Source organism: Rhizobium sp. CB3171, from assembly GCF_029714265.1.
Classification (GTDB): Bacteria; Pseudomonadota; Alphaproteobacteria; order Rhizobiales; family Rhizobiaceae; genus Rhizobium.
Genome location: NZ_CP121652.1, coordinates 1,474,253 through 1,497,076, shown reverse-complemented (window position 1 = coordinate 1,497,076; position 22,824 = coordinate 1,474,253). Strand labels below are relative to the sequence as shown.

At 60.0% G+C, this 22,824-nt stretch carries 20 protein-coding genes and 1 riboswitch; of the genes, 10 read left to right on the top strand and 10 right to left on the bottom strand.

Going from position 1 to position 22,824, the window contains the following annotated elements; translation table 11 throughout:
• Nucleotides 1-33 precede the first annotated feature (33 nt).
• The 3 genes from QA648_RS07390 to QA648_RS07380 form a co-directional block, all read right to left on the bottom strand.
• A complete protein-coding gene (locus QA648_RS07390; RefSeq protein ID WP_283050539.1) occupies nt 34-1,365 on the bottom strand; it encodes a peptidoglycan DD-metalloendopeptidase family protein in 1,332 nt (443 codons plus the stop codon).
• A 116-nt stretch (nt 1,366-1,481) separates the two neighbouring features.
• Nucleotides 1,482-2,312: a ferritin-like domain-containing protein gene (locus tag QA648_RS07385; protein WP_283050537.1), complete on the bottom strand. Its 831-nt coding sequence runs from the start codon at nt 2,310-2,312 to the stop codon at nt 1,482-1,484.
• Nucleotides 2,312-2,794, bottom strand: a complete 483-nt coding sequence (locus tag QA648_RS07380) for a peroxiredoxin (protein WP_283050535.1) — start codon at nt 2,792-2,794, stop codon at nt 2,312-2,314. The genes QA648_RS07385 and QA648_RS07380 overlap by 1 nt, the downstream gene beginning before the upstream one ends.
• Before the next feature lie 130 nt (nt 2,795-2,924).
• On the opposite strand from QA648_RS07380, the gene QA648_RS07375 reads away from it, so the two are divergent.
• The gene (locus tag QA648_RS07375) at nt 2,925-6,344 is read left to right on the top strand and encodes a DUF3971 domain-containing protein (protein WP_283050534.1); all 3,420 of its coding nucleotides are present in this window, start codon (nt 2,925-2,927) and stop codon (nt 6,342-6,344) included.
• 30 nt (nt 6,345-6,374) lie between these two features.
• Here QA648_RS07375 and QA648_RS07370 read toward each other — a convergent pair whose 3' ends face one another.
• The gene (locus QA648_RS07370; RefSeq protein WP_104823204.1) at nt 6,375-6,701 is read right to left on the bottom strand and encodes a hypothetical protein; all 327 of its coding nucleotides are present in this window, start codon (nt 6,699-6,701) and stop codon (nt 6,375-6,377) included.
• 147 nt (nt 6,702-6,848) lie between these two features.
• Nucleotides 6,849-8,105: a tyrosine--tRNA ligase gene (tyrS, locus tag QA648_RS07365; RefSeq protein ID WP_283050531.1), complete on the bottom strand. Its 1,257-nt coding sequence runs from the start codon at nt 8,103-8,105 to the stop codon at nt 6,849-6,851.
• Between the two features lie 155 nt (nt 8,106-8,260).
• Here tyrS and QA648_RS07360 point away from each other — a divergent pair, with 155 nt between their 5' ends.
• Nucleotides 8,261-8,776, top strand: coding sequence for a GNAT family N-acetyltransferase (locus tag QA648_RS07360; RefSeq protein WP_283050529.1), 516 nt, complete (start codon nt 8,261-8,263; stop codon nt 8,774-8,776).
• Nucleotides 8,777-8,811: 35 nt separating this feature from the next.
• On the opposite strand, the gene QA648_RS07355 is transcribed toward QA648_RS07360, so the two are convergent.
• Nucleotides 8,812-9,489: an alpha/beta hydrolase gene (locus QA648_RS07355; protein WP_283050527.1), complete on the bottom strand. Its 678-nt coding sequence runs from the start codon at nt 9,487-9,489 to the stop codon at nt 8,812-8,814.
• A 233-nt stretch (nt 9,490-9,722) separates the two neighbouring features.
• On the opposite strand from QA648_RS07355, the gene QA648_RS07350 reads away from it, so the two are divergent.
• From QA648_RS07350 to sufA, 7 genes are all read left to right on the top strand, one after another.
• Complete coding sequence (locus tag QA648_RS07350; RefSeq protein ID WP_283050525.1) at nt 9,723-10,889, top strand: cysteine desulfurase family protein; 1,167 nt, start codon at nt 9,723-9,725, stop codon at nt 10,887-10,889.
• A gap of 148 nt (nt 10,890-11,037) precedes the next feature.
• Nucleotides 11,038-12,507: a Fe-S cluster assembly protein SufB gene (gene sufB, locus QA648_RS07345; RefSeq protein WP_104823199.1), complete on the top strand. Its 1,470-nt coding sequence runs from the start codon at nt 11,038-11,040 to the stop codon at nt 12,505-12,507.
• Between the two features lie 74 nt (nt 12,508-12,581).
• The gene (gene sufC, locus QA648_RS07340) at nt 12,582-13,337 is read left to right on the top strand and encodes a Fe-S cluster assembly ATPase SufC (RefSeq protein WP_104823198.1); all 756 of its coding nucleotides are present in this window, start codon (nt 12,582-12,584) and stop codon (nt 13,335-13,337) included.
• A gap of 22 nt (nt 13,338-13,359) precedes the next feature.
• Nucleotides 13,360-14,634, top strand: a complete 1,275-nt coding sequence (gene sufD, locus QA648_RS07335) for a Fe-S cluster assembly protein SufD (protein ID WP_104823197.1) — start codon at nt 13,360-13,362, stop codon at nt 14,632-14,634.
• A gap of 14 nt (nt 14,635-14,648) precedes the next feature.
• A complete protein-coding gene (locus QA648_RS07330) occupies nt 14,649-15,890 on the top strand; it encodes a cysteine desulfurase (RefSeq protein ID WP_283050522.1) in 1,242 nt (413 codons plus the stop codon).
• A gap of 11 nt (nt 15,891-15,901) precedes the next feature.
• Nucleotides 15,902-16,282, top strand: coding sequence for an SUF system Fe-S cluster assembly protein (locus QA648_RS07325; RefSeq protein ID WP_104823196.1), 381 nt, complete (start codon nt 15,902-15,904; stop codon nt 16,280-16,282).
• A gap of 130 nt (nt 16,283-16,412) precedes the next feature.
• Nucleotides 16,413-16,802 carry a Fe-S cluster assembly scaffold SufA gene (gene sufA / locus QA648_RS07320; RefSeq protein WP_283050519.1) on the top strand — a complete coding sequence of 130 codons (390 nt, stop codon included), beginning with the start codon at nt 16,413-16,415 and terminating at the stop codon, nt 16,800-16,802.
• Nucleotides 16,803-16,825: 23 nt separating this feature from the next.
• Here the strand turns inward: sufA and QA648_RS07315 are convergent, their stop codons facing one another.
• The 4 genes from QA648_RS07315 to gcvT form a co-directional block, all read right to left on the bottom strand.
• Complete coding sequence (locus tag QA648_RS07315) at nt 16,826-17,110, bottom strand: addiction module antidote protein (RefSeq protein WP_283050517.1); 285 nt, start codon at nt 17,108-17,110, stop codon at nt 16,826-16,828.
• A gap of 360 nt (nt 17,111-17,470) precedes the next feature.
• Entirely contained in the window at nt 17,471-20,335 is a 2,865-nt protein-coding gene (gcvP, locus tag QA648_RS07310; RefSeq protein WP_283050515.1) for an aminomethyl-transferring glycine dehydrogenase, read from the bottom strand.
• Nucleotides 20,335-20,697, bottom strand: coding sequence for a glycine cleavage system protein GcvH (gene gcvH, locus QA648_RS07305; RefSeq protein ID WP_104823192.1), 363 nt, complete (start codon nt 20,695-20,697; stop codon nt 20,335-20,337). Before gcvH ends, gcvP begins: the two co-directional genes overlap by 1 nt.
• 28 nt (nt 20,698-20,725) lie before the next feature.
• The gene (gene gcvT, locus QA648_RS07300) at nt 20,726-21,862 is read right to left on the bottom strand and encodes a glycine cleavage system aminomethyltransferase GcvT (RefSeq protein WP_283050512.1); all 1,137 of its coding nucleotides are present in this window, start codon (nt 21,860-21,862) and stop codon (nt 20,726-20,728) included.
• A 147-nt stretch (nt 21,863-22,009) separates the two neighbouring features.
• A riboswitch (glycine riboswitch) is annotated at nt 22,010-22,097 on the bottom strand.
• Nucleotides 22,098-22,280: 183 nt separating this feature from the next.
• Here gcvT and QA648_RS07295 point away from each other — a divergent pair.
• Nucleotides 22,281-22,814, top strand: coding sequence for a copper chaperone PCu(A)C (locus tag QA648_RS07295; protein ID WP_283050511.1), 534 nt, complete (start codon nt 22,281-22,283; stop codon nt 22,812-22,814).
• Nucleotides 22,815-22,824: the final 10 nt, after the last annotated feature.

Below are 22,824 nucleotides of genomic sequence, written 5' to 3'. Positions count from 1 at the left end.
ACCTTTGTTGCTCGTTTGTCACAATTCTCGCGGTCAGATTGTCCCTAGTCCATTGATATAACTTGCGAGCTTCGTGCCTGCATTGATGAAATACATCGGGTCGATCGCACGGCCGTTTTCGCGCACTTCATAATGAAGATGCGTGCCGGTCGAACGTCCCGTGCTACCGGCAAGACCGAGGGCGTCGCCGGCCCTGACTGTGTCGCCGATCTTGACCAGAATTTCTTCCATATGGCCGTAACGCGTCGAAATGCCGTCTCCGTGGTCGATCTCCACCATGTTGCCATAACCACCTGTCCAGCCGGCGGAGACGACCTTGCCAGGCGCCGTCGCCTTGACCTTTTCCCCAGGGCTGAAGTGGAAATCGGTGCCGGTATGCAGTGCCAGCTTGCCGAAGAAGGGATCCTTGCGATTGCCGAAGGGGCTGGTGATCAGCTTGCCCGGCGCCGGATTACGAAAAGGCAGGCTTTCGGCTGCGCCGCGTACTGTCTCGAGGCGCGTCAGTGCCGTGTCGAGATTGGCCATGGACTGATCGAATTGATCGACATTTTCCGGTGCGACATAAGGACCGCCGACGCCGCCATCATCATTTGCGACGCTCTCATCCTTGCTCGCAGCGCTGGCCATCACGGTCGGAACCTTGACGCCGACATTCTGCATGATCGACTGGATCTCATCGGCGGTCTCCGACGCGCCGGTCGTCAGATGGCGTACGCGGGTCAATTGATCCTGTTCGATATGTTTCAGTGACAATGTCACCTTGGAGAACACCCGGTCGGCACGGTCGGCGACGGTTTCAGGGGCGGGAACATAGGCGAGGGTGGAATTGTCGGGGGTCGCATCGGCGGGCTTGCCGCTCGACAGAAGCCTCTCGATCGACTTAAGCCCTCCCGTCAATTCCGCGTGGTCGCCTTTGGCCGCCGCACTGGCATCTCCAGATGCATTCTTGTTCATCAGGCCAGAACTCTCGGCGCGGTCAAGCAGCGCATCGAGCTTGCCGTGGCGCGATGACAAGGCCTGCTGCTGCTCCATCAGCTTGTCGACCTTCTCCTCGACGACCTGCTGGTCGAGAAGCTGGCGGGACGTAACGCGGTCGACCTGAGCGCGCAGCGCCGCAATGCGATCCTCATAGTCATATTGCATGCGCGCCTGCCGGGCCATGGTGGCGCCGATCAGGTCGTCGCGCAGGACGAGATAGGAGGTGGCGAGGAGATATCCGATCGAAAAGATGCCGATGAGGCACACGACAAGTGCCGCCATCCACGGGCGCACGGTCATATGGCGCACCGTATCGCCGCTCGCAACGATAATGGTGTGCTGTCGTTTTTGTTTGCCGAAAACCCGGTTCTGAGGCTTGGCTGTCACCGAGAATCTCCCAATCGATGCACATCGGCATCCAATGGAGACTACACGGAATTATGGTTAACGATTGCTTTCCGCCTCACCCCTAGAAAACCAAAAAACTCTTATAGTTTAGTATGTTATGCATTGCTTGTAGACGTAAGGGAGCGGTAGAAGGAAGGCGTCAGACCGGCCTCGGCGCGGGCGATGTCATTGAACGGCGCCTTCAGCGAACCGCGGAAATTGGCGCGCACCAAATGCTGGAACGTGCGGGCCGGATCGCGCCTTTCGCGGGCGCAGAGGAAGCGGAACCATTTGGCGCCAACGGCGACATGCCCTTTCTCGTCATTGTAGATGACATCGAGGACGGCAGCGCTCTCCAAGTCGCCCGTCTCGCGCATTTTCGCCTGCAGCGCCGGCGTCACGTCGAGGCCGCGAGCTTCGAGAATCAAGGGAACAACGGCGAGACGCGCGGTGAGGTCGTTGCGGGTTGCGTGCGCGGCCTGCCACAGGCCATCATGGGCGGGCAGATCGCCATAGTCGGCGCCAAGATCGCGCAGACGCGCCCGCACCATGCGGAAATGCTTGGCTTCTTCGAAAGCAACCTGCATCCAGCCGTCGAAAAAGGAATTGGGCACTGGTTCGGTGGCGAAGCGCGCAACGATGTCGAGCGCCAAATCGACGGCGTTGAGCTCGATATGGGCGATGGCATGCAGCAGCGCGATGCGGCCTTTGACCGTGTGCAGCGAGCGCTTCTTCATATGCTTTGGCGGCACCAGCTCCGGCTTTTCCGGCCGGCCGGGACGATCGGCGAGTGCCGGATCGAGCGCCGAGCGCAGCGACAGCGTGCGCGCAAACCAGCGGGTCGCCGATTCCTGGGCAAGCGCCGTCTTGCGGTCGAGATCGGAAGAGCGGATGGCGGCAATCGCGCCGCCGCGCAGCGAAGTGATGGTCTCGATTTCCACCGGCATCAGAGTTCCTGGACAGCAGCCAAGACCTCTTCGGCATGGCCGGCCACTTTGACCTTGCTCCAAATCTTGACGATCCTGCCGTCCGCCCCAATCAGGAAAGTCGAACGCACGACGCCCATGTAGGTCCTGCCATACATGCTCTTTTCCCGCCAGACGCCGTAAGCCTCGGCGGCGGTCTTCTCTTCATCGGAAGCGAGGGGGACGGAGAGGGCGTGCTTCTTCACGAATTTGTCGTGGCTCCTGACCGAATCCGGCGACATGCCGAGGACGGCCGCGCCCGCCCTTTCGAAGTCGGCGGCAAGTGCGGTGAATGCGATCGATTCGGTCGTGCAGGCGGTCGTATCGTCCTTGGGATAAAAGAACAATACCAATGGCTTGCCGGAAAAATCAGCAAGGCTCACACGGCCGCCGCCATCGCGCGGAAGATCGAAATCTGGCGCTCTGTCGCCGATGCCCAATTCAACCAGAGAGATTTCGGTCACGGGAAAACCTTTCTTTTGCCGGGATTTTGGATGACACTAAATACCAGCCATATATACTGCGCCGGTATGCCGTCCACATCGGACGCAGCGTCACCAACAAAATTGCAAAAAAAGAAAGGGACGCACGGGAGTGATCCGAGGCGAAAAGATTATATTCCGCAAGAAGGATCTCGTCTCGCTCGACCACTTGCCTTCCGCTCAGGTCGACGATCCTATGATCGTGCATGTCCCCGAGCGCAAACGGCGCAAGCGCTCGCATGTCTGGCATGTCTGCCGCATCACCCTTGTCTTCATCGCCTTTCTCGCCCTGATCGCCGGCGCCGTCATCGCGACCATCGAGGGCGGCATTTTCGATGAACCCCTGTCGCAGAAGGCACAGCTTGCCCTCGATCGCGCGATCGGGCCTCGCTACAAAGCGGAAGTTGGCTCGACCGTGGTCCGCTTTACGCCCACCCTGCGGCTGGAGCTGGAAGCCCGCAACGTCAATGTGGTCGACCAGGAGAGCGGCAAGCACCTGTCGACCATGTCGGCGGTCAGCATGGTGCTCGATCCGCTGGCGCTTGTCGAAGGCCGTGTCGAAGTGGCCAATGTGGCGGCAGAGGGCATCGCGCTCGATACGTCGCTGCTGCCGCAGGGCGATCCCGTCGACCTGACGATGCTGCGCGTCGATGCACTGCCGCAAGCGCTTAAGTCAGCCTTCGACAATCTCGATTTCCTCGAGCGTTTCGTCGAGCGCGGCGGCACGAACTCGGTGCGCATTTCCGGTTTTGCCGTCAAGCTGGCACGACAGGAGGGCGGCGAGCCGATCTCGCTCGTGGTCGACAGCCTCACCTTCGAGCGCAGCGGACCGACATCGCTGCATCTTTATGGACAGGTTGCGGTCAACGGCTCCGTCGCGACGCTGGATGTCACCGCCGATCAACAGGAGGCTGGGCGCAGTTCTTCCCTGACCGCAAAGGTAACCAATCTCGACCTGAAGCCGTTAACGATGGCCTATGATCAGAACGGCACGCCGCGCCAGGGCATCATGAGTTTCGCCGGAATGACGGTGACCGCCATGCGTGGTGGTTCAGGGATAGAACCAAAGCTCAGCGCCTCGATCGATGTCCAACCCGGCACGCTCTACATGGACCGCGACCCGCAGGAGCTGACAAAGGCCAACATCAATCTCGCCTACAACTTTGCCCACCACACGCTTGAGATCGCGCCGTCTAAGGCTCAATTCGTCGGCACTATTGTGCCATTCTCCGGGGCGCTGATCGACCTCGACCATATCGACGCCAATGCCGGCAAGGGCTTTGGCATCGACTTCCTGATCCGGGGCGGCACGGCGGCATCGTCCATTTCGGGCGAACAGCCGGTCAGCTTCGACGGGCAGGCGACGGGGCGTTTCCTGGCGGCGACCAAGGAACTGCAATTCGAAAATCTCGGCATCTCCACGCCGCTGGGCGCGTTGTTTGGCTCCCTGCATCTGAAACTCGGAGACAGCTCGCCGGAGATCAGCTTCGGCGGCCGCGCCGACAAGCTCGATACGACCGCGATCAAGCAGCTCTGGCCGTTCTGGATGGCCTCGAAACCTCGGGTCTGGGTGGAGAAAAACCTCTTCGGCGGCACGGTGACCAATGGGGTCATTTCGGTCTTCATCCCCGCCGGACGACTGGCGGAAGCGGCGAAAACGGGCAAGCTGCAGCTCGGAAAGAACGAATTGCACATCGCCTTCGATATCGATGAGGCGCGCCTCGACGTGCCAGGCGAGATTCCGCCAATCCGGGACACCCAGGCGCATTTCGATCTGACCGGTCCGACGATGAGCGTCGATATTGCGAGCGGCACCTCCTATTTCCCCTCAGGCCGCTCGGTGACGCTGAACGACAGCAATTTCTCGATCCCGTCGGCCTACGACAAGCCACTGATGGCCACCCTCAAGCTGGAAATATCCGGCACGGGCGATTCCATCGGCGAGTTGTTGACCTATAAGCCGCTGGAAGTGCTGCAGCGAACCGAGTTCAAACCGGAGAACTTCAACGGCAAGATCGTCGCCAACGTCGATGCGACAATCGGCCTGATCAGCGATCAGAAGCCGCCGCCGCCGGTCTGGAAGGCGAACTTGCAGCTCGACGACGTCGATCTGCTGAAGCCGATGAACAACCGCAAGATTTCCAATCTTACGGGCGAGATCGACGCCGATCCCCAATCCGTGCATCTGGATGCCCAGGCGCAGATCGACGGCATTCCAGCGCAAATCGATATGGTCGAACCGACGGACGGCAAATCAACGGCCAAACGCAGTCGCGTGATCACTGCCACGCTCACCGATGCCCAACGTAACAGCGTCATACCGGGTCTCAATGACATTATCGATGGCCCGATCAAGATAGAACTCACGCGCATCGACGACGATCGGCAGGGCGTCAAGATCGACCTCGCCAAGGCGGCATTGACGGTTCCGTGGGTCGGCTGGTCGAAAGGCAGCGGCATTCCAGCCACCGCCCAATTCGAAGCTTCCGGGCCGGACAGCCAGACGGTGCTCAAAAATTTCATCCTCAAGGGCGATGGCTTCGGTGTCAGCGGCGATCTCGTCGTCAGCAAGGGTGGCCTGTCTTCAGCAAATTTCGATAGCGTCAAGCTTTCCGCGCTCGATGATTTCGCGCTGTCGATCAAGCACGGCAAAAGCGGCAACTACGACATATCCGTCGCCGGCAATTCGGCCGATCTCCGGCCAGTCCTGGCGCGGCTGAAAACAGCATCCAGCGACAAAAGCGACAACAAGGATGATTCGTCCGGTGCAACGATCCGGGCCAATCTCGACAAGGTCGTCGGCTTCAACGATGAGTCGATCGGAAATCTCAAGGGCGTCTATTCCATTGTCGGCGGCCGCACAATCGCTGCGGATTTCTCCGGCCTCACGCGCAGCGGCGAGGCCGTCGTCAGCCAGGTGAGCAAGGGCGGAGACGGCGGGACCATTCGCATCACCAGTGGCGATGCCGGCGCGGTGGCGCGTTTTGCCGATCTCTACAAGCATCTGCAAGGCGGCCTGCTCAATCTGTCGCTACGCTCCACGGGAACTGATGCCTGGGATGGTTCGCTCGATATCCGTAACTTCGCCATCATCGACGAAAAGAAGCTTTCGACCATCGTTTCCACACCGAGCGGCAAAAATGGGCGAAGCCTGAATTCGGCCGTCAAACAGAATATCGATACGCGATCCCAGAGTTTCGAGCGCGGTTTCGCGCGCCTAGTGCTGCGTAAGGGGACGCTTGCGGTGGAAAATGGCGTTGTCCGCGGCGTACAGGTGGGCGCGACGTTTCAAGGCACGGTGAAGGACGCGAACGGCAACATGGACCTGACGGGCACCTTCATGCCCGCCTATGGCCTCAACCGGCTGTTTGCCGAGGTGCCGATCGTCGGCTTCATCCTTGGCAACGGCAGCGACCGCGGCCTGATCGGCATCACGTTCAGGCTCACCGGAAACTTTGAAAAACCGAACCTGCAAATCAACCCGCTGTCGATCATCGCACCGGGCGTGTTCCGGCAGATCTTCGAGTTCTGAGCTTCACGCCGAGCACGCAGGCCAAACCGATCATCGTTCGTTCGCCAACCGCTCGCGTATGCGTTCAGGTCCGCCGATCATGCGCCGGGCGGAAGGTCGCTCAGGATCGACCACGCGCCAGAACGGGGCAGTGCCGTCTTGACTGATTTGCACCAGATGTCGCTGGACGGTCACGGGGCAGCAGGCATCCGCTCCATATTCCCTGGCGAGCGCCCGTCTTATCTTGGCAATGTCAGATAATTCGCCAGGAGGGGCGGCCCGGAGTGCCCGAGCAACCATGTCCTTGCTGGGTATCAGCATGCTCTGCGTGAGGCTTTTACCTTTACGCCTCGTTTCGATTACCGGCAGTTCGTCCATAACTCGCCTCCAGAGTTGATCTCTACAAAAGACGAACGGAAATGCCATGGTCCGACATGACCGTGCATTAAATTGCTGCGGAGGCGCTGAAAGCGTAAAAAAGCCGGCGGGTTCGCCGGCTTTCGTGTTTCGGTGTCAGGCAGCCTATTAAGCGGCAGGGCGGATCAGGATGTGCTTCTTCTTGCCGAGCGACAGCTTGATGACGCCATCGGCGGTGACTTCGCCGCTGCCGATCACCTTGCGTTCGTCGCTGATCGCCTGATCATTGATGCGCACGGCGCCGCCCTGGACATGACGGCGGGCTTCGCCGTTCGAACCGGCGAGACCCGCGCGGACGATCAGCGAGAGCAGTCCGATGCCGGCGTCGAGTTCGGACGCGGGAACGTCGACGGACGGCAGGTTCTCGGAAAGCCCGCCTTCCTCAAAGGTTTTGCGCGCGGTTTCGGCGGCAAGTTCGGCGGCTTGGCGGCCATGCAGGATCGCGGTGACTTCGGTGGCGAGGATCTTCTTGACCTCGTTGATCTCCGAGCCGGCGAGGGCGGAAAGGCGGGCGATCTCGTCCATCGGCAGCGTGGTATAAAGCTTCAGGAAGCGGGAGACGTCCGCATCCTCGGTGTTGCGCCAGTATTGCCAGAAATCATAGGCCGAGAGCAGGTCGGCGTTCAGCCAGATCGCGCCGGAGGCCGACTTGCCCATTTTGGCACCCGAGGAGGTGGTCAACAGTGGCGAGGTCAGAGCAAAAAGCTGCTTGGTCCCCATGCGGTGACCGAGGTCGATACCGTTGACGATATTGCCCCATTGATCCGAACCACCCATTTGCAGGCGGCAGTCGTAACGCTTGGCCAGTTCGACGAAGTCGTAGGCCTGCAGGATCATGTAGTTGAATTCGAGGAAGGACAGCGACTGCTCGCGATCCAGGCGCGTCTTGACGCTATCGAAGGAGAGCATGCGGTTGACCGAGAAATGGCGGCCGACGTCGCGCAGGAATTCCAGGTAGTTGAGCGAACGCAGCCACTCCGCGTTGTTGATCATCAACGCATCTTTGGGGCCTTCGCCGTATGTCAGGTAGTTGGAGAAGACGCGCTTGATCGAGGCGATGTTGCTTTCAATGGTATCGATCGTCATCAACTGACGCGATTCCTCCTTGAAAGAGGGATCGCCGACCATGCCGGTACCGCCACCCATGAGCGAGACGGCACGGTGGCCGGTCGCCTGCAGCCAATGCAACATCATGATCTGGATCAGCGAGCCCGCATGCAGGCTCGGCGCCGTCGGGTCGAAGCCGATATAGGCCGTCACGGTTTCCTTGGCGAAGAGGTCGTCGAGGCCGGCTTCATCGGAAATCTGGTGGATGAAGCCGCGCTCTTGCAAGGTGCGCAGGAAATCGGATTTGAACTCAGCCATGATCTTGGTCTCTCGGGGCGCCGCAGGTGTGCCATGCGGCGAAATCGCTATTGTTGAACCGTCGCGGCGCGTTTAGCACTGATTTATCGGCTCGTCACCATTTTGGTTGACTGCCGCGTGGGAAGTTTGAGCAGGATTGGGAAGCGACGCGACCAATGAGCGACACCATTATATTGGAGACCCCGCGTCTCATTCTGACGATGTGGGACAAGGGCGACGCCGAGCTCATCAGACAATTGCATTCGACGATCGAGACGACGCGCTATCTTTCCGGCGCCGCGCCATGGACTCTTGAGAAGGCCGAGGCGCGCCTCAAAAGCTGGTTTAATGAACAGGCGCGCGATGGCGTGACCAAATACAAGATGCTCAGACGCGACGACGGCCGTTTCATCGGATGGGCTGGCTTTTCCCGGTTTGAGGAGAGCGAACGCGGCGAATTCGAACTCGGTTATTCCATCCGTCGGGAAGCCTGGGGAAATGGTTATGCCACCGAAATTGCAGGGGCGCTTGCGGACTGGTTTTTCCAACGCGGTTTCGCTCGCCAGTTCATCGCCTTCACCCATCCGGAAAACGCCGCGTCGCAGCGGGTTCTCCGTAAAATCGGCATGCAATATCGTGCGCCGATTGTGATCGACGGCGTTTCAGGTCTCAGTTTTCAGATGTCGCGGTAACGGAAAGCCTTCTCCCCGAAGGGAGAAGGGGTAAATCACCTGATCCGCTTGGCTGCCGGTTCTGGCACCAATTCGCCATTCAGACGACGATCGAGATAGTCTTCACATTCGCCGAGCAGCGTATCGACCTGGCCATTGAAGAAATGGTTGGCGCCGGGGACGACCCTGTGGGTGATGAGGATGCCCTTCTGCGTCTTCAGCTTTTCGACGAGGCCGTTGACGTCCTTTTCCGGAGCGACCTTGTCGGAATCACCGTTGATGATCAGGCCCGAGGACGGGCAGGGCGCCAGGAACGAGAAATCGTAGATGTTCGGCTGTGGTGCGATCGACATGAAGCCTTCGATTTCCGGTCGGCGCATCAGAAGCTGCATGCCGATCCAGGCGCCGAAGGAATAGCCGGCGACCCAGCAGCTCTTCGAATTCGGGTGCAGGCTCTGCACCCAGTCGAGCGCCGAAGCGGCGTCAGACAATTCGCCGGCGCCATGGTCGAATTCGCCCTGGCTGCGGCCGATACCGCGGAAATTGAAGCGAAGCGTCGTGAAGCCGCGCTTCTGGAACATATAGAAGAGCTGGTAGACGACCTGATTGTTCATCGTGCCGCCGAATTGCGGATGAGGGTGCAGGATAATAGCGATCGGGGCGCTCTTTTCCTTGGATGGCTGATAGCGGCCTTCAAGGCGGCCTGCGGGGCCGTTGAAAATAACTTCGGGCATCGATACTCCGGCTCTTCTTTTTCTGCGTTCAAACTAGGCGGGACGCAGCAAGTTGACTTGACTAATGCGCTCATCTTTTCTAGAACGCAGTTTAGAACAATTCGAAACTTGGCACGATCTTCCATGCGTTGTTTGTGCAACGGTTTGTCGAACGTGTCATAAGGCATGCCCGGCTGAAATTTCAAGGAAAATGAGCCGGGCACAACAAGGCTTCGTCAGGCAGGAAGAAGATTATGGCGGCAACGCGCCTTTATCTCGACTGGAATGCCACCGCACCGCTTCATCCGGCGGCGCGCGACGCTATGTTGCACGCCTTGGACCTCTATGGAAACCCCAATTCTGTTCATGGCGAAGGGCGTGCGACGCGGGCGGCGATCGAAGCTGCGCGCCGGCAGGTCGCAAGTCTGACGGGGGCCGAACCGGCTCATGTCGTCTTTACCAGCGGCGCGACCGAAGCCGCCAACATGGTGCTGACGCCGGAATTCCGCATGGGCCGTACGCCCCTTGCGATCGGCCATCTCTATATATCGGCAATCGAGCATCCAGCCCTCAGGGAGGGTGGCCGATTCCCGAAGGAAAAGATCAGCGAAATACCGGTGACATCGGACGGCGTTGTCGATCTTACCGCGCTGGAAGCGATGCTTTCGGCCCATGACAAGGCAAGTGGGCTGCCGATGGTGGCGATCATGCTCGCCAACAATGAAACCGGCATTCTCCAGCCCGTGCACGAAGCGGCTAAGATTGTGCAGGCATTCGGCGGCCTCTTGGTCGTCGACGCCGTGCAGGCGGCAGGCCGGGTTCCGATCGATATCAACGAGATCGGCGCCGATTTCCTCATCGTCTCGTCACATAAGATCGGCGGACCGAAAGGGGCCGGCGCGCTCGTTTCTCGTGGTGAAGTGCTGATGCCGAAGCCGCTGATTCATGGCGGCGGACAAGAAAAAGGGCATCGTTCCGGCACGGAGAACGCATTGGCCGTCGTCGGCTTCGGCGCGGCCGCCGCCGCCGCCGTCGCAGAATTCGAAAGCCGCAATGCGGCCGCTGCGAAACTCCGTGACCGGCTGGAGGAGGGCATGCGGCTTGCCGCGCCCGATGTCATCATTCACGGCGAAGGCGGCCCGCGCGTGCCGAATACCAGTTTCTTCACCCTGCCGGGGCTGAAGTCCGAAACCGGACAGATCGCCTTCGATCTCGAAGGGGTGGCGATTTCGGCAGGTTCCGCCTGCTCTTCCGGCAAGGTGGGTGAAAGCCATGTGCTGATGGCGATGGGCTGCGATCCCAAGCTCGGGGCGCTGCGCATTTCGCTTGGATTTACGACGACCGAAGAGGATGTCGAACGCGCGATTGCTGCGTTCGCCCGAATTGCGGGACGGCGTAAACTTGCCGGAGCTGCAGCCTAACGGCCACAATTTTGCGGAAACAGAAATTTCCGCTTGCCAAGCGGGCTGAAAAGTCCCTTTTGGCCGACTACATAGAGGGTAGACATTTCAGTCTGCCGCAACGTTGACAAGCTGCCGGACCTTGGATCCGGCGAGATTGGAGAACGACATGCCTGCAGTCCAGGAAACAGTCGATCAGGTTCGCTTGATCGATGTGGACCAGTATAAGTACGGTTTTGAGACCACCATCGAGGTGGAAAAGGCTCCCAAGGGTCTTTCCGAAGACATTATCCGCTTCATCTCTGCCAAGAAGCAGGAACCGGAATGGATGCTGGAATGGCGCCTCGAGGCTTATCGTCGCTGGTTGACGCTTGAAGAGCCCACATGGGCGCGCGTCGACTATCCGAAGATCGACTTCAACGACATTCACTATTACGCAGCGCCGAAGAAGTTTGCCGGTCCGAAATCGCTCGACGAAGTCGACCCGGAGCTGCTGAAGACCTATGAGAAGCTTGGCATTCCCCTGCGTGAGCAGGAGATCCTTGCTGGCGTCGAGAAGCCGAAGATCGCCGTCGATGCGGTGTTCGATTCGGTCTCGGTGGTCACCACCTTCAAGGAAGAGCTGAAGAAGGCCGGCGTGATCTTCATGTCGATCTCGGAAGCGATCCGCGAGCATCCTGATCTCGTGCGCAAATATCTCGGCTCCGTCGTGCCGACGACCGACAATTTCTATGCGACGTTGAATTCGGCCGTGTTCACCGATGGCTCCTTCGTCTTCGTGCCGAAGGGCGTGCGGTGCCCAATGGAGCTTTCCACCTATTTCCGCATCAACGAGAAGAACACCGGCCAGTTCGAGCGCACGCTGATCATCGCCGAAGAGGGAGCCTATGTCTCCTATCTCGAAGGCTGCACCGCGCCGCAGCGCGACGAAAATCAGTTGCATGCGGCTGTCGTCGAACTGATTGCCCTGGACGACGCAGAGATCAAGTATTCGACCGTTCAGAACTGGTATCCGGGCGACAAGCACGGCAAGGGCGGCATCTATAACTTCGTCACCAAGCGTGGCGATTGCCGCGGCGATCGCTCGAAGATCTCCTGGACCCAGGTCGAGACCGGCTCAGCGATCACCTGGAAATACCCTTCCTGCATCCTGCGCGGCGACGACAGCCGTGGCGAGTTCTACTCGATCGCCGTGTCCAACGGCCATCAGCAGGTCGACAGCGGCACCAAGATGATCCACCTCGGCAAGAACACGTCGAGCCGCATCATTTCGAAAGGCATCGCCGCCGGCGTGTCGCAGAACACTTATCGCGGCCAGGTCTCGGCCCATCGCCGCGCGACCAACGCCCGCAACTTCACGCAATGCGACTCGCTGCTGATCGGCGACAAGTGCGGTGCGCATACCGTGCCCTATATCGAGGCGAAGAACTCGTCGGCGCATTTCGAGCACGAGGCCACCACGTCGAAGATCTCCGAGGACCAGTTGTTCTATTGCCTGCAGCGCGGCATCCCGGAAGAAGCGGCGATTGCGTTGATCGTCAACGGCTTCGTCAAGGAAGTCCTGCAGGAGTTGCCGATGGAGTTCGCCGTTGAAGCGCAGAAGCTGATCGGCATCTCGCTGGAAGGCAGCGTAGGGTAAAGCCCTCGACAAGAGACATGTTTTTGGCGCGCAAGCGGCGCGCCGCACCTTCATTCCTTCGATAGGATTCTACTATGCTTGAAATCAAGAACCTGCACGCCCGCATCGCCGAAGACGGCACCGAGATCATCCGCGGCCTGGACCTGACGGTGAAGGCTGGCGAAGTGGCTGCCATCATGGGTCCGAACGGCTCCGGCAAGTCGACGCTCTCCTACATTCTTTCCGGCCGCGACGATTACGAAGTCACGGAAGGCGATATCCTCTACAATGGCGAGAGCATTCTGGAACTCGACGCCGCCGAACGCGCCGCCAAGGGCATCTTCCTGGCTTTCCAATATCCGGTCGAAATTCCCGGCGTCGCCACGATGCAGTTCCTGAAGGTGGCGATGAACGAGCAGCGCAAGGCGCGCGGCGAAGCCGAACTGACGACGCCTGACTTCATGCGCCGCGTCAAGGACGCCGCCGGCAAGCTGCAGATCAACACCGAGATGCTGAAGCGCCCGCTGAACGTCGGTTTCTCCGGCGGCGAGAAGAAGCGCGCCGAAATCCTGCAGATGGCACTCCTCGAGCCGCAGCTTTGCGTGCTGGACGAAACCGATTCCGGTCTCGATATCGATGCGCTGAAGATCGTCGCCGACGGCGTCAATGCGCTGCGTTCTCCCGATCGCGCCGTGATCGTCATCACCCACTATCAGCGCCTGCTCGACTATATCATCCCGGACACCGTGCACGTGCTCTATAAGGGCCAGGTGATCAAGTCCGGCGACAAGACGCTGGCGCATGAGCTCGAAGCCAACGGCTATGCCGACATCATCGGGGCTGCGGCCTGATCGGGGCGGAAAGGATACGTCGATGAACATTCAGACGACGAGCCGTCTGACCGCCGCTGAGACGGCGCTGATCGAGGCTTATAACAACCAGTTGGGCGACTTGCCGGGTGATGGCGACGTGCTCGCCGTCCGCGACCGTTTGCTGGACGATCTCAAGACCGCCGGCCTGCCGACACGGCGTTTCGAAGCCTGGCATTATACCGATTTCAAGACCCTGCTGCGTTCCGTCCCGACAGACATTGGTGCGGGCAGCGTCGAGCCCTTGTCGCCGACCGTTCCCGGTTCGGCCGTGCTATCGGTTCTGCAGGGCAGCACGAGCGGCAAAACCTCGGTCGATGGCCTGGTTGTCCGCCGTTATGCCGATAGTCTGGCTGACGGTACCGCCGCCGCTCGGCTGACCGCGCTAGGAAGGGATGACGCCATCGGCCGCATCAACGGCAGCTTCGTGCGCGACGGCTATGTCATCGAATTTCCGGATGGGACTGAGCTTGATGCGCCGCTCGAAATCCAGTTCATCCATGCCGGTGGCCAGATCCATAGCCGTCTGCCGGTCTCGTTCGGCGCCGATGTCAAGGCGACCGTGATCGAACGCCACCAGGCCGTGCCCGGGGCTGCGGCGATGGTCTCCTCGGTCAGCGATATCAAGATCGGCAAGGGTGCCGAAGTGACCTGGATCATCCTGCAGGAGCAGGGAACCGAGGATACGCATCTTGGCCAGATCCGCGTCGACCTCGGCGCGCAGGCAAAGCTGAAGCTGTTCGTCATCAATGCCGGCGGCAAGCTGGTGCGCCAGGAGCTGCATGTAAAAGTCACAGGCGAGGGCTCCGACCTTGTTCTGCGCGGCGTCAATTTGCTCGGTGGTGATACGCATACCGATGTGACGCTGGTGCTCGGCCACGACGTACCGCATACGGGCTCGACGGAAATCATGCGCAACGTCGTGTTCGACCGCGCTCGCGGTGTCTTCCAAGGCATGATCCGGGTCGCTCCGGATGCGCAGAAAACCGATGCCCGCATGGCCTGCAACACGCTGCTGATGTCCGACGATGCCGAGTTCTCGGTCAAGCCGGAGCTGGAAATCTTCGCCGACGATGTGCAGTGCGGCCATGGCGCCACGGTTGCCGATATCGACGAGAACCATCTCTACTACATGATGGCGCGCGGTATCCCCAGGAACAAGGCCCGCGCCATGCTGGTCAATGCCTTCGTGGCCGAGATTATCGAAGAGCTGGAAGACGAAGCCCTGGTCGAGGCGCTGGAAGGCGTTATCTCGGACTGGCTCGAAAATCACGCCTGATTGGAGCAATGCTCGTGGACAAGATCGTACCAGCCACCGCCTATGACGTCGAAGCAATCCGCCGGGATTTTCCGATCCTGTCGACGACCGTCCATGGCAAACCGCTGGTCTATCTTGACAACGGTGCGTCAGCACAGAAACCGCAGGTCGTGATCGACGCGATCTCGCATGCCTATTCTCGCGAATATGCGAACGTGCATCGCGGGCTGCATTTCCTGTCCAATGCGGCCACCGAGGCCTATGAGGCTGCGCGCGAAAAAGTGCGCCGCTTCCTGAATGCGCCGTCGGTGGATGATATCATCTTCACCAAGAATTCCACCGAAGCGATCAATACCGTCGCCTATGGCTGGGGCATGCCCAAGCTGGGCGAGGGCGACGAGATCGTCGTCTCCATTATGGAGCATCACTCCAACATAGTGCCCTGGCATTTCATCCGCGAGCGGCAGGGCGCCAAGTTGGTCTGGGTGCCGGTGGATGACGATGGGGCCTTCCATATCGAGGATTTCGAAAAGAGCCTGACGGAACGTACCAAGCTCGTTGCGATCACCCACATGTCGAATGCGCTTGGCACCATCGTTCCGGTCAAAGAAGTCTGCCGCATCGCGCATGAGCGCGGCATTCCGGTGCTGATCGACGGCTCGCAAGGCGCCGTGCACCTGCCCGTCGACGTGCAGGACATTGATTGCGACTGGTATGTCATGACCGGCCACAAGCTCTACGGCCCTTCGGGGATCGGCGTGCTCTATGGCAAGAAGGACAGGTTGCGCGAGATGCGGCCCTTCCAGGGCGGCGGCGAGATGATCTTCGACGTCACCGAGGATAACGTCACTTACAATGATCCGCCGCATCGTTTCGAAGCCGGCACTCCGCCCATCGTTCAGGCGATCGGACTTGGCGCCGCGCTCGACTATATGGAAAGCGTCGGCCGAGAGGCGATCGCCCGGCACGAGGCCGATCTCGCGGCATATGCGGCGGAGCGGCTGCGGGAGATCAATTCGCTGCGCGTTTTCGGCATGGCACCCGGCAAAGGTGGTATTTTCTCCTTCGAACTCGCGGGTATCCATTCCCACGATGTTTCGATGGTGATCGACCGGCAGGGCGTTGCCGTACGCGCGGGCACACATTGCGCCCAGCCGCTCTTGAAACGCTTCGGCGTGACCTCCACATGCCGTGCATCGTTCGGCATGTACAATACCCGTGCCGAGGTGGATGCCCTGGCCGATGCGCTGGAATATGCGCGAAAATTCTTTGCCTAAGGAGGCAAGCGATGTCACTCGATGAAAGCGAACAGAAGATCGACGTGCGCGAGGGCATCGTGCATTCCAGCATTCCCGAGGCCGAACTGGCGCGCCTCAGCGAGGATGTCATCAGCGCGCTGAAGACGGTCTATGACCCTGAAATTCCTGCCGACATCTTCGAACTTGGTCTCGTCTACAAGATCGACATCGAGGACGATCGCATGGTGAAGATCGTCATGACGCTGACCGCGCCGGGTTGCCCCGTCGCCGGCGAGATGCCTGGCTGGGTCGAAAATGCGGTCGGTGCTGTCGAAGGGGTTTCCGGCGTCGAAGTCAGCATGACCTTTGATCCGCCGTGGACGCCGGATCGCATGTCCGAAGAGGCGCAGGTGGCCGTCGGCTGGTATTGAAGCTTTAAGCCACCCGCTTTACATTATGACTCGAAGCACCGGATCTTGACCCCGGTTGCATTTAAGTGGGCATCGGCTGGTCCGAAAACCGGATCCACTTTTCGGGCCGATGCCAGAGGAGAATAAGCCCATGGGCTTTGCAGTAATGAGCATGACGGATGACGCGGCAGCGCGCGTCAAGGCGATCGTCGAGAATTCAGGCCCCGAGGCCAAGGGCGTTCGCGTCGGCATCAAGAAGGGCGGCTGCGCCGGGATGGAATATACCATCGACTTGGTGACCGAACCGAATGCCAAGGACGACCTGATCGAGCGCAACGGCGCCAAGGTCTGGGTCGAGCCGTCGGCCGTGCTTTATCTACTTGGCACCGAGATGGGCTTCGAAACCACCACGCTGCGCTCCGGCTTCACCTTCACCAATCCCAACCAGACGTCGGCCTGCGGCTGCGGCGAATCCGTCGAGTTGAAGCCCGCCGATCTTGCTGCCCTGGCTGCGCAGCGTCAGGCGGCGCCGGCTGTCTGAACAAACCTTTCGCCGCCTTAGTATCAGGCGGCGTCCGATTTGCGGTCAGCCACCGGCACCGGCGTCAGTTTCAAGCCAAGTGCTTTCACGACCTTTAGAATCGTCGCAAATTCCGGATTTCCATCGCCACTGAGCGCCCGATAGAGCGCTGAGCGGTTCATGCCGACATCCTTGGCAAGCTTGCTCATGTTGCGCGTTCGCGCCACGGCGCCGAGGGCCCTGGCGATGTGAGAGGGATCGTCGGTTTCGAAAGCGGCTGCAATATAGCCATCCATGGCGTCCATGCTGATGAGCTTTTCCTCATCCATCCCATATGCCTTTCCGTATAAGCCAGTCGCGGATGAGCGCAGCTTCGCTCTCATGCAAGCCATGTCCGTTGGCACACATGGGCAGTGACATCCGCGTGGCAGTTCTCAAATTGATTTTTTACAAGCACAGTGTCACCGGCTTCCCGGCGTGATCGTGTTCGCCTGCAATAATTCCCGTCCGGCAATGTAATCCTGGCAGTTCTGGCATAATATCTGACTTCCAGCGCCGTCTTTCGCCGCGCTATAAAAAACGCCGCGCGTCCGATCGGACACGCGGCGCTGTCATAGAGATTTTTCGCGATAGATTTATGTCGGACAGGAGTGAAGCGGCTGAACCGCTTCACTTTTTCGGAAAAGCGCTTACTCGGCAGCTTCGGCGTAGGCCTCGACCGGTGGGCAGGTGCAGATGAGATTCCGATCGCCGAAGACATTGTCCACACGGTTGACGGGCGACCAGTATTTGTCGACCCGGAATGCACCCGGCGGGAAGCAGGCTTGCTCGCGGGAATAGGGCCGGTTCCACTCGCCGACGAGGTCTTCGACCGTGTGCGGCGCATTTTTCAGCGGGTTGTCAGTCTTGTCCATCCGGCCTTCTTCAATGGCGCGGGCTTCCTCGCGGATCGCAAGCATCGCCTCGCAGAACCGGTCGAGTTCGGCCTTGGTCTCCGATTCGGTCGGTTCGATCATCAGCGTGCCGGCAACCGGCCAGCTCATGGTGGGCGCGTGGAAGCCGCAATCGATCAGGCGCTTGGCGACGTCATCGACGGTGACGCCGGCGCTGTCGACCAGCGGGCGCGTGTCGATGATGCATTCATGCGCCACACGGCCGCTGGTCGACTTGTAGAGCACGTCGTAAGCGCCATTCAGGCGCGCCGCAATATAGTTGGCATTGAGGATTGCGACCTTCGTCGCCTGCGTCAGCCCTTCGCCGCCCATCATCAGGCAATAGCTCCAGGAGATCGGCAGGATCGAAGCAGAGCCGAAGGCTGCGGCAGAGACCGCACCGCTGCGGCCGTCCGTCTCCGGATGGCCGGGCAGGTGCGCCGCCAGATGCGCCTTGACGCCGATCGGCCCCATGCCGGGGCCGCCGCCGCCGTGCGGAATGCAGAAGGTCTTGTGCAGGTTCAGGTGGCTGACGTCGGAGCCGATGTCGCCGGGACGAGAGAGGCCGACCATGGCGTTCATATTGGCGCCATCGAGATAGACTTGGCCACCGTGCATATGCACGACATCACAAATCTCTTTCACCGTCTCTTCGAAGACGCCGTGCGTCGACGGATAGGTGATCATGCAGCAGGAGAGATTGGCCGCATATTGCTCCGCCTTGGCGCGGAAGTCCGCCATGTCGATATCGCCGTCATCGCTGACCTTGACGACGACCACCTTCATGCCTGCCATCTGTGCAGAGGCCGGATTGGTGCCGTGGGCCGAGGTCGGGATCAGGCAGATGTCGCGATGACCCTGGCCATTGGCGATGTGATAGTTGCGGATGGTGAGCAGGCCGGCATATTCGCCCTGCGCGCCGGAATTCGGCTGCATGGAGAAGGCGTCATAGCCCGTCACGGCGCAAAGCTTTTCCGTCAGATCATCGATCATCTCGCGATAACCGAGCGCCTGATCGGCCGGCACAAAAGGATGAATATCTGAGAATTCAGGCCAACTTATCGGCAACATCTCAGCCGTTGCATTAAGCTTCATCGTGCAGGAGCCAAGCGGGATCATCGAGCGATCGAGCGCCAGATCACGATCGGAGAGCCGGCGGATATAGCGGGTCATCTCGCTTTCGGCACGGTTCATGTGGAAGATCGGGTGCGTCAGATATTCGCTGGTGCGCAGCAGGTTCTTCGGCAATCGATAGCCGGATTCGAAGTCGGCGAGACGGAAATTGCCGCCGAAGGCCCGCCAAACGGCTTCCAGCGTTGCCGGCCGGCTTCGCTCGTCAAGGCTCATGCCGATCTTGGTTTCGCCCACCTTGCGCAGATTGACGCCTTCGGCGACAGCCGCGCGCAGGATCAGGCCCTGCATATGACCGACCTCGACGGTGATCGTATCGAAGAAAGTCTCAGGCTCGATCTTGTAGCCAAGCCTTTCCAGGCCCTTTGCCATCAACACGGCTTTCTGATGCACCTGCTGGGCGATCGCCTTGATGCCCTGGGGGCCGTGGAAGACGGCATACATGGAAGCCATGACGGCGAGCAGCACCTGTGCGGTGCAGATGTTCGACGTCGCCTTTTCACGGCGAATGTGCTGCTCACGAGTCTGCAGCGACAGGCGATAGGCGCGGTTGCCGCGGGCGTCGACGGAAACGCCGACCAAGCGGCCGGGCATGGAGCGCTTATAGGCATCCTTGACGGCCATGTAGGCCGCATGGGGTCCGCCATAGCCGACTGGCACGCCAAAGCGCTGCGATGAGCCGACGGCAATGTCCGCGCCCATTTCGCCGGGCGATTTAAGCAGCGTCAAGGCCAGTGGATCGGCGGCGACCACGGCGATGGCGCCGGTCTGATGCAGCCTTGCAATCAAGCCGGTGAAGTCGTTGATGTGACCATGCGTGCCCGGATACTGGAAGATGGCGCCGAAGACATCGACCGGATCGAGATCGGTGAAGGGATTGCCGACGATGACTGTCCAGCCAAGCGGTTCGGCACGGGTCTTGATCAGCGCGATCGTCTGCGGATGGCAATCGGCGTCGACGAAGAAGGCCTTGGCTTTGGATTTCGCCACACGCTCAGCCATCGCCATGCCTTCGGCGGCAGCGGTTGCTTCATCGAGCAGCGAGGCGTTGGCAACATCGAGGCCCGTCAGATCGCAGATCATCGTCTGGTAGTTCAGCAGCGCCTCGAGGCGGCCCTGGCTGATTTCCGGCTGATAGGGCGTATAGGCCGTGTACCAGGCGGGATTTTCCAGGATATTGCGCTGGATGACCGGAGGCGTGATCGTGCCGTAATAGCCCTGGCCAATCAGCGAGACGAGAACCTTGTTCTTGTTAGCGGTTTCACGCAGTTTGTCGAGCGCCTCGCGTTCCGTCATCGGCGCAGCCCAGGTGAGCGGCGCCTTCTGGCGAATAGAGGGCGGCAGCGTCGCATCAATCAGCCCGTCGAGGCTGTCATAGCCGATCACCTTCAGCATATCAGCCATTTCAGACGGAGACGGACCGATATGGCGGCGATTGGCGAAATCGTAGGGCTGGTAGTCGGTGAATGTGAATTCCGTAGGCGTATTCATTACGCGATGAACTCCTTATATCCGGATTCATCAAGCAAACCATCGGCATCAGCAATATTCTTCAGCTTCAGCTTGAAGAACCAGCCAGCGCCCATCGGATCAGAATTGACGAGCGCCGGATCGGCGGTGATGGCTTCGTTGATCTCGGTGATTTCGCCGTCTAGCGGACAATAGACTTCGGACGCCGCCTTGACGGATTCGACCGTCGCCGCATCGTCTCCCTTGGAGAAGCTGGCGCCGACCTCGGGCAATTCCACGAAAACCAGATCGCCGAGCTGTTCGGCGGCATGCGCCGTGATCCCAACGGTCGCGACATCGCCTTCGATGTTGAGCCACTCATGTTCTTCGGTGAATTTCAGCATGGAAGATCCTCTCTGGAATATGACGTTTTCAGCGTTTGTAGGTGGGAGTGATGAAGGGCAGGGAAGAGACAGCGACGCGCAGGTACTTGCCACGAACCTCGGCAAAGACCTGTGTTCCCGGTGCGGCGAAACCAACTGGCACATAGCCCATGGCAACGGGGCCTTCGACGCTCGGCCCGAAGCCGCCGGAAGTGACTTCACCGATCTCGGTCTTACCCTCGGCGTCGGCATAAAGCTTGGCGTGGCCACGCACCGGCGCCTTGCCTTCCGGCTTCAGACCGACACGGCGGCGCGAGGCACCATTGTCGAATTCGGCAAGGATGCGGCCGGCACCGGGAAAGCCGCCGGCGCGGGCACCGCCGGTCTTGCGGGCTTTCTGGACGGCCCATTCGAGCGCGGCTTCCACCGGCGTCGTCGTCTGATCGATATCGTTGCCATAGAGGCAGAGCCCGGCTTCGAGACGCAGGGAATCGCGGGCGCCGAGGCCGATCGGCTGGACATCGGGATGTTCGAGCAGCCGCTGGGCAATATCCTCAGCCTTGTCGGCCGGTACGGAAATCTCAAAGCCGTCTTCGCCGCTGTAACCGGAGCGGGAGACGAGACAGGAAACGTCATGCAGGCGGCAATGGCGGACATCCATGAATTTCATATGGGCGAGATCCGCCCAGAGTTCGGCAAGCACTGAAACGGCACGCGGTCCCTGCAGCGCGATCAGGGCACGATCAAGTAAAGTGACTTCGCAGCTATCGCCGATATGATCTTGAAGATGCTTAAGATCTACATCCTTGCAGGCGGCGTTGACGACAACGAAGAGGTAATCGTCCATGTGGGTGATCATCAGATCGTCAAGGATGCCACCGTTGTCATCGGTGAAGAAACCGTAGCGTTGACGGCCTTCGGCGAGCCCGAGAATATCGACCGGCACTAGGCTTTCCAGTGCAAGCGCCGCATCCTCATATCTTCCGGAACGGGCTCGGATCGTGACCTGACCCATGTGGGAGACGTCGAACACACCGGCCGATGCACGGGTCCAGAGATGTTCCTTGAGCACGCCCGCGGGATATTGCACGGGCATGTCATAGCCGGCGAAGGGAACCATACGGGCACCGAGCGACAGATGCAGGGCATGAAGGGGTGTCTTCTTGAGGGCAGCGGTCTCGTCCAAATGACGCCTCCGGGTTTTGCGCTTGGCTAAAAGCGCAGAGCTCAAAATTCAGGCGCGGCTGCGCCTTCGATGAGCCCCCTCTGTCTGTGTGCCTGAGATTGTTATCCCTTCGGCGAGCGCTTGCGCGCTACTCTCCAGAGTTCCGTCTGCCCCATGTTGGTCCTTTGGCCTGAGAGTTTCCGGGGCGGTTGCTCCTTCGGCACCGGCTTGCGCCGGATTCTCCCAACAGGGTTGGGTGCCATTATCTGGTAGTCGCCAGAGATGGCAAGGGGCAAATGTCGCTCTGAAACAAATTTTTGTCGTGGCGACTTGATGAGCGGAGGCCGGTACGCGCGACCGATGGATGCAGGGGACTTTGCAATCGCGCTTCGAGAAGCTATCCCATGGTGCCAATAGAGGAGCCGGGCAGGAGACAATGATGAACCGCAAATTCGCCGCCGCATTGCTGATTTCGGCGACCACACTTTCATTCTCGGCTGTCGCCGTCACGGCGCAGCAGAGCGACGACATGAGCAAAATGCCCGGGATGCATATGGATGCCGGCAAAGCGCCGGCGGGTTCGGCTGCAGCCAAGCTCGGCGATCTCGACATCAGCGGCGGCTATGTTCGCGCCATGCTACCAGGGCAGCCGGTCGGCGGCGGCTATCTCACGATCCACAATGGCGGCAGCAGCGACGACAGGTTGACGTCCGTGACCTCAGCGGCCGCCGGCAAGGTGGAGCTGCACGAGATGAAGATGCAGGGCGAGGTCATGCAGATGCGGGAGCTCAAAGAGGGCGTCGCCATCCCCGCTGGCGCGACCGTAACGCTTTCGCCCAACAGCCTACACATGATGTTCAAGCAGGTGAAGACGCCGTTCAAGCAGGGCGGCACGGTGCCGGTGATGCTGATGTTCGATAAGGCGGGAATGGTCGATATCAACCTTCCTGTCGTGGCGCCGAACGCAAAATGAGGTTTACCGG

What these genes read in the sequence shown, in the direction of transcription:
- sufB (WP_104823199.1), top strand. Translation starts at nt 11,038, where the DNA reads ATGCCTGCAGTCCAGGAAACAGTCGATCAGGTTCGCTTGATCGATGTG.
- tyrS (WP_283050531.1), bottom strand. Translation starts at nt 8,105, where the DNA reads ATGGCTGAGTTCAAATCCGATTTCCTGCGCACCTTGCAAGAGCGCGGC.
- QA648_RS07325 (WP_104823196.1), top strand. Translation starts at nt 15,902, where the DNA reads ATGTCACTCGATGAAAGCGAACAGAAGATCGACGTGCGCGAGGGCATC.
- QA648_RS07295 (WP_283050511.1), top strand. Translation starts at nt 22,281, where the DNA reads ATGAACCGCAAATTCGCCGCCGCATTGCTGATTTCGGCGACCACACTT.
- sufD (WP_104823197.1), top strand. Translation starts at nt 13,360, where the DNA reads ATGAACATTCAGACGACGAGCCGTCTGACCGCCGCTGAGACGGCGCTG.
- QA648_RS07355 (WP_283050527.1), bottom strand. Translation starts at nt 9,489, where the DNA reads ATGCCCGAAGTTATTTTCAACGGCCCCGCAGGCCGCCTTGAAGGCCGC.
- QA648_RS07350 (WP_283050525.1), top strand. Translation starts at nt 9,723, where the DNA reads ATGGCGGCAACGCGCCTTTATCTCGACTGGAATGCCACCGCACCGCTT.
- QA648_RS07385 (WP_283050537.1), bottom strand. Translation starts at nt 2,312, where the DNA reads ATGCCGGTGGAAATCGAGACCATCACTTCGCTGCGCGGCGGCGCGATT.
- QA648_RS07360 (WP_283050529.1), top strand. Translation starts at nt 8,261, where the DNA reads ATGAGCGACACCATTATATTGGAGACCCCGCGTCTCATTCTGACGATG.
- QA648_RS07370 (WP_104823204.1), bottom strand. Translation starts at nt 6,701, where the DNA reads ATGGACGAACTGCCGGTAATCGAAACGAGGCGTAAAGGTAAAAGCCTC.
- QA648_RS07315 (WP_283050517.1), bottom strand. Translation starts at nt 17,110, where the DNA reads ATGGATGAGGAAAAGCTCATCAGCATGGACGCCATGGATGGCTATATT.
- sufA (WP_283050519.1), top strand. Translation starts at nt 16,413, where the DNA reads ATGGGCTTTGCAGTAATGAGCATGACGGATGACGCGGCAGCGCGCGTC.
- gcvP (WP_283050515.1), bottom strand. Translation starts at nt 20,335, where the DNA reads ATGAATACGCCTACGGAATTCACATTCACCGACTACCAGCCCTACGAT.
- gcvH (WP_104823192.1), bottom strand. Translation starts at nt 20,697, where the DNA reads ATGCTGAAATTCACCGAAGAACATGAGTGGCTCAACATCGAAGGCGAT.
- sufC (WP_104823198.1), top strand. Translation starts at nt 12,582, where the DNA reads ATGCTTGAAATCAAGAACCTGCACGCCCGCATCGCCGAAGACGGCACC.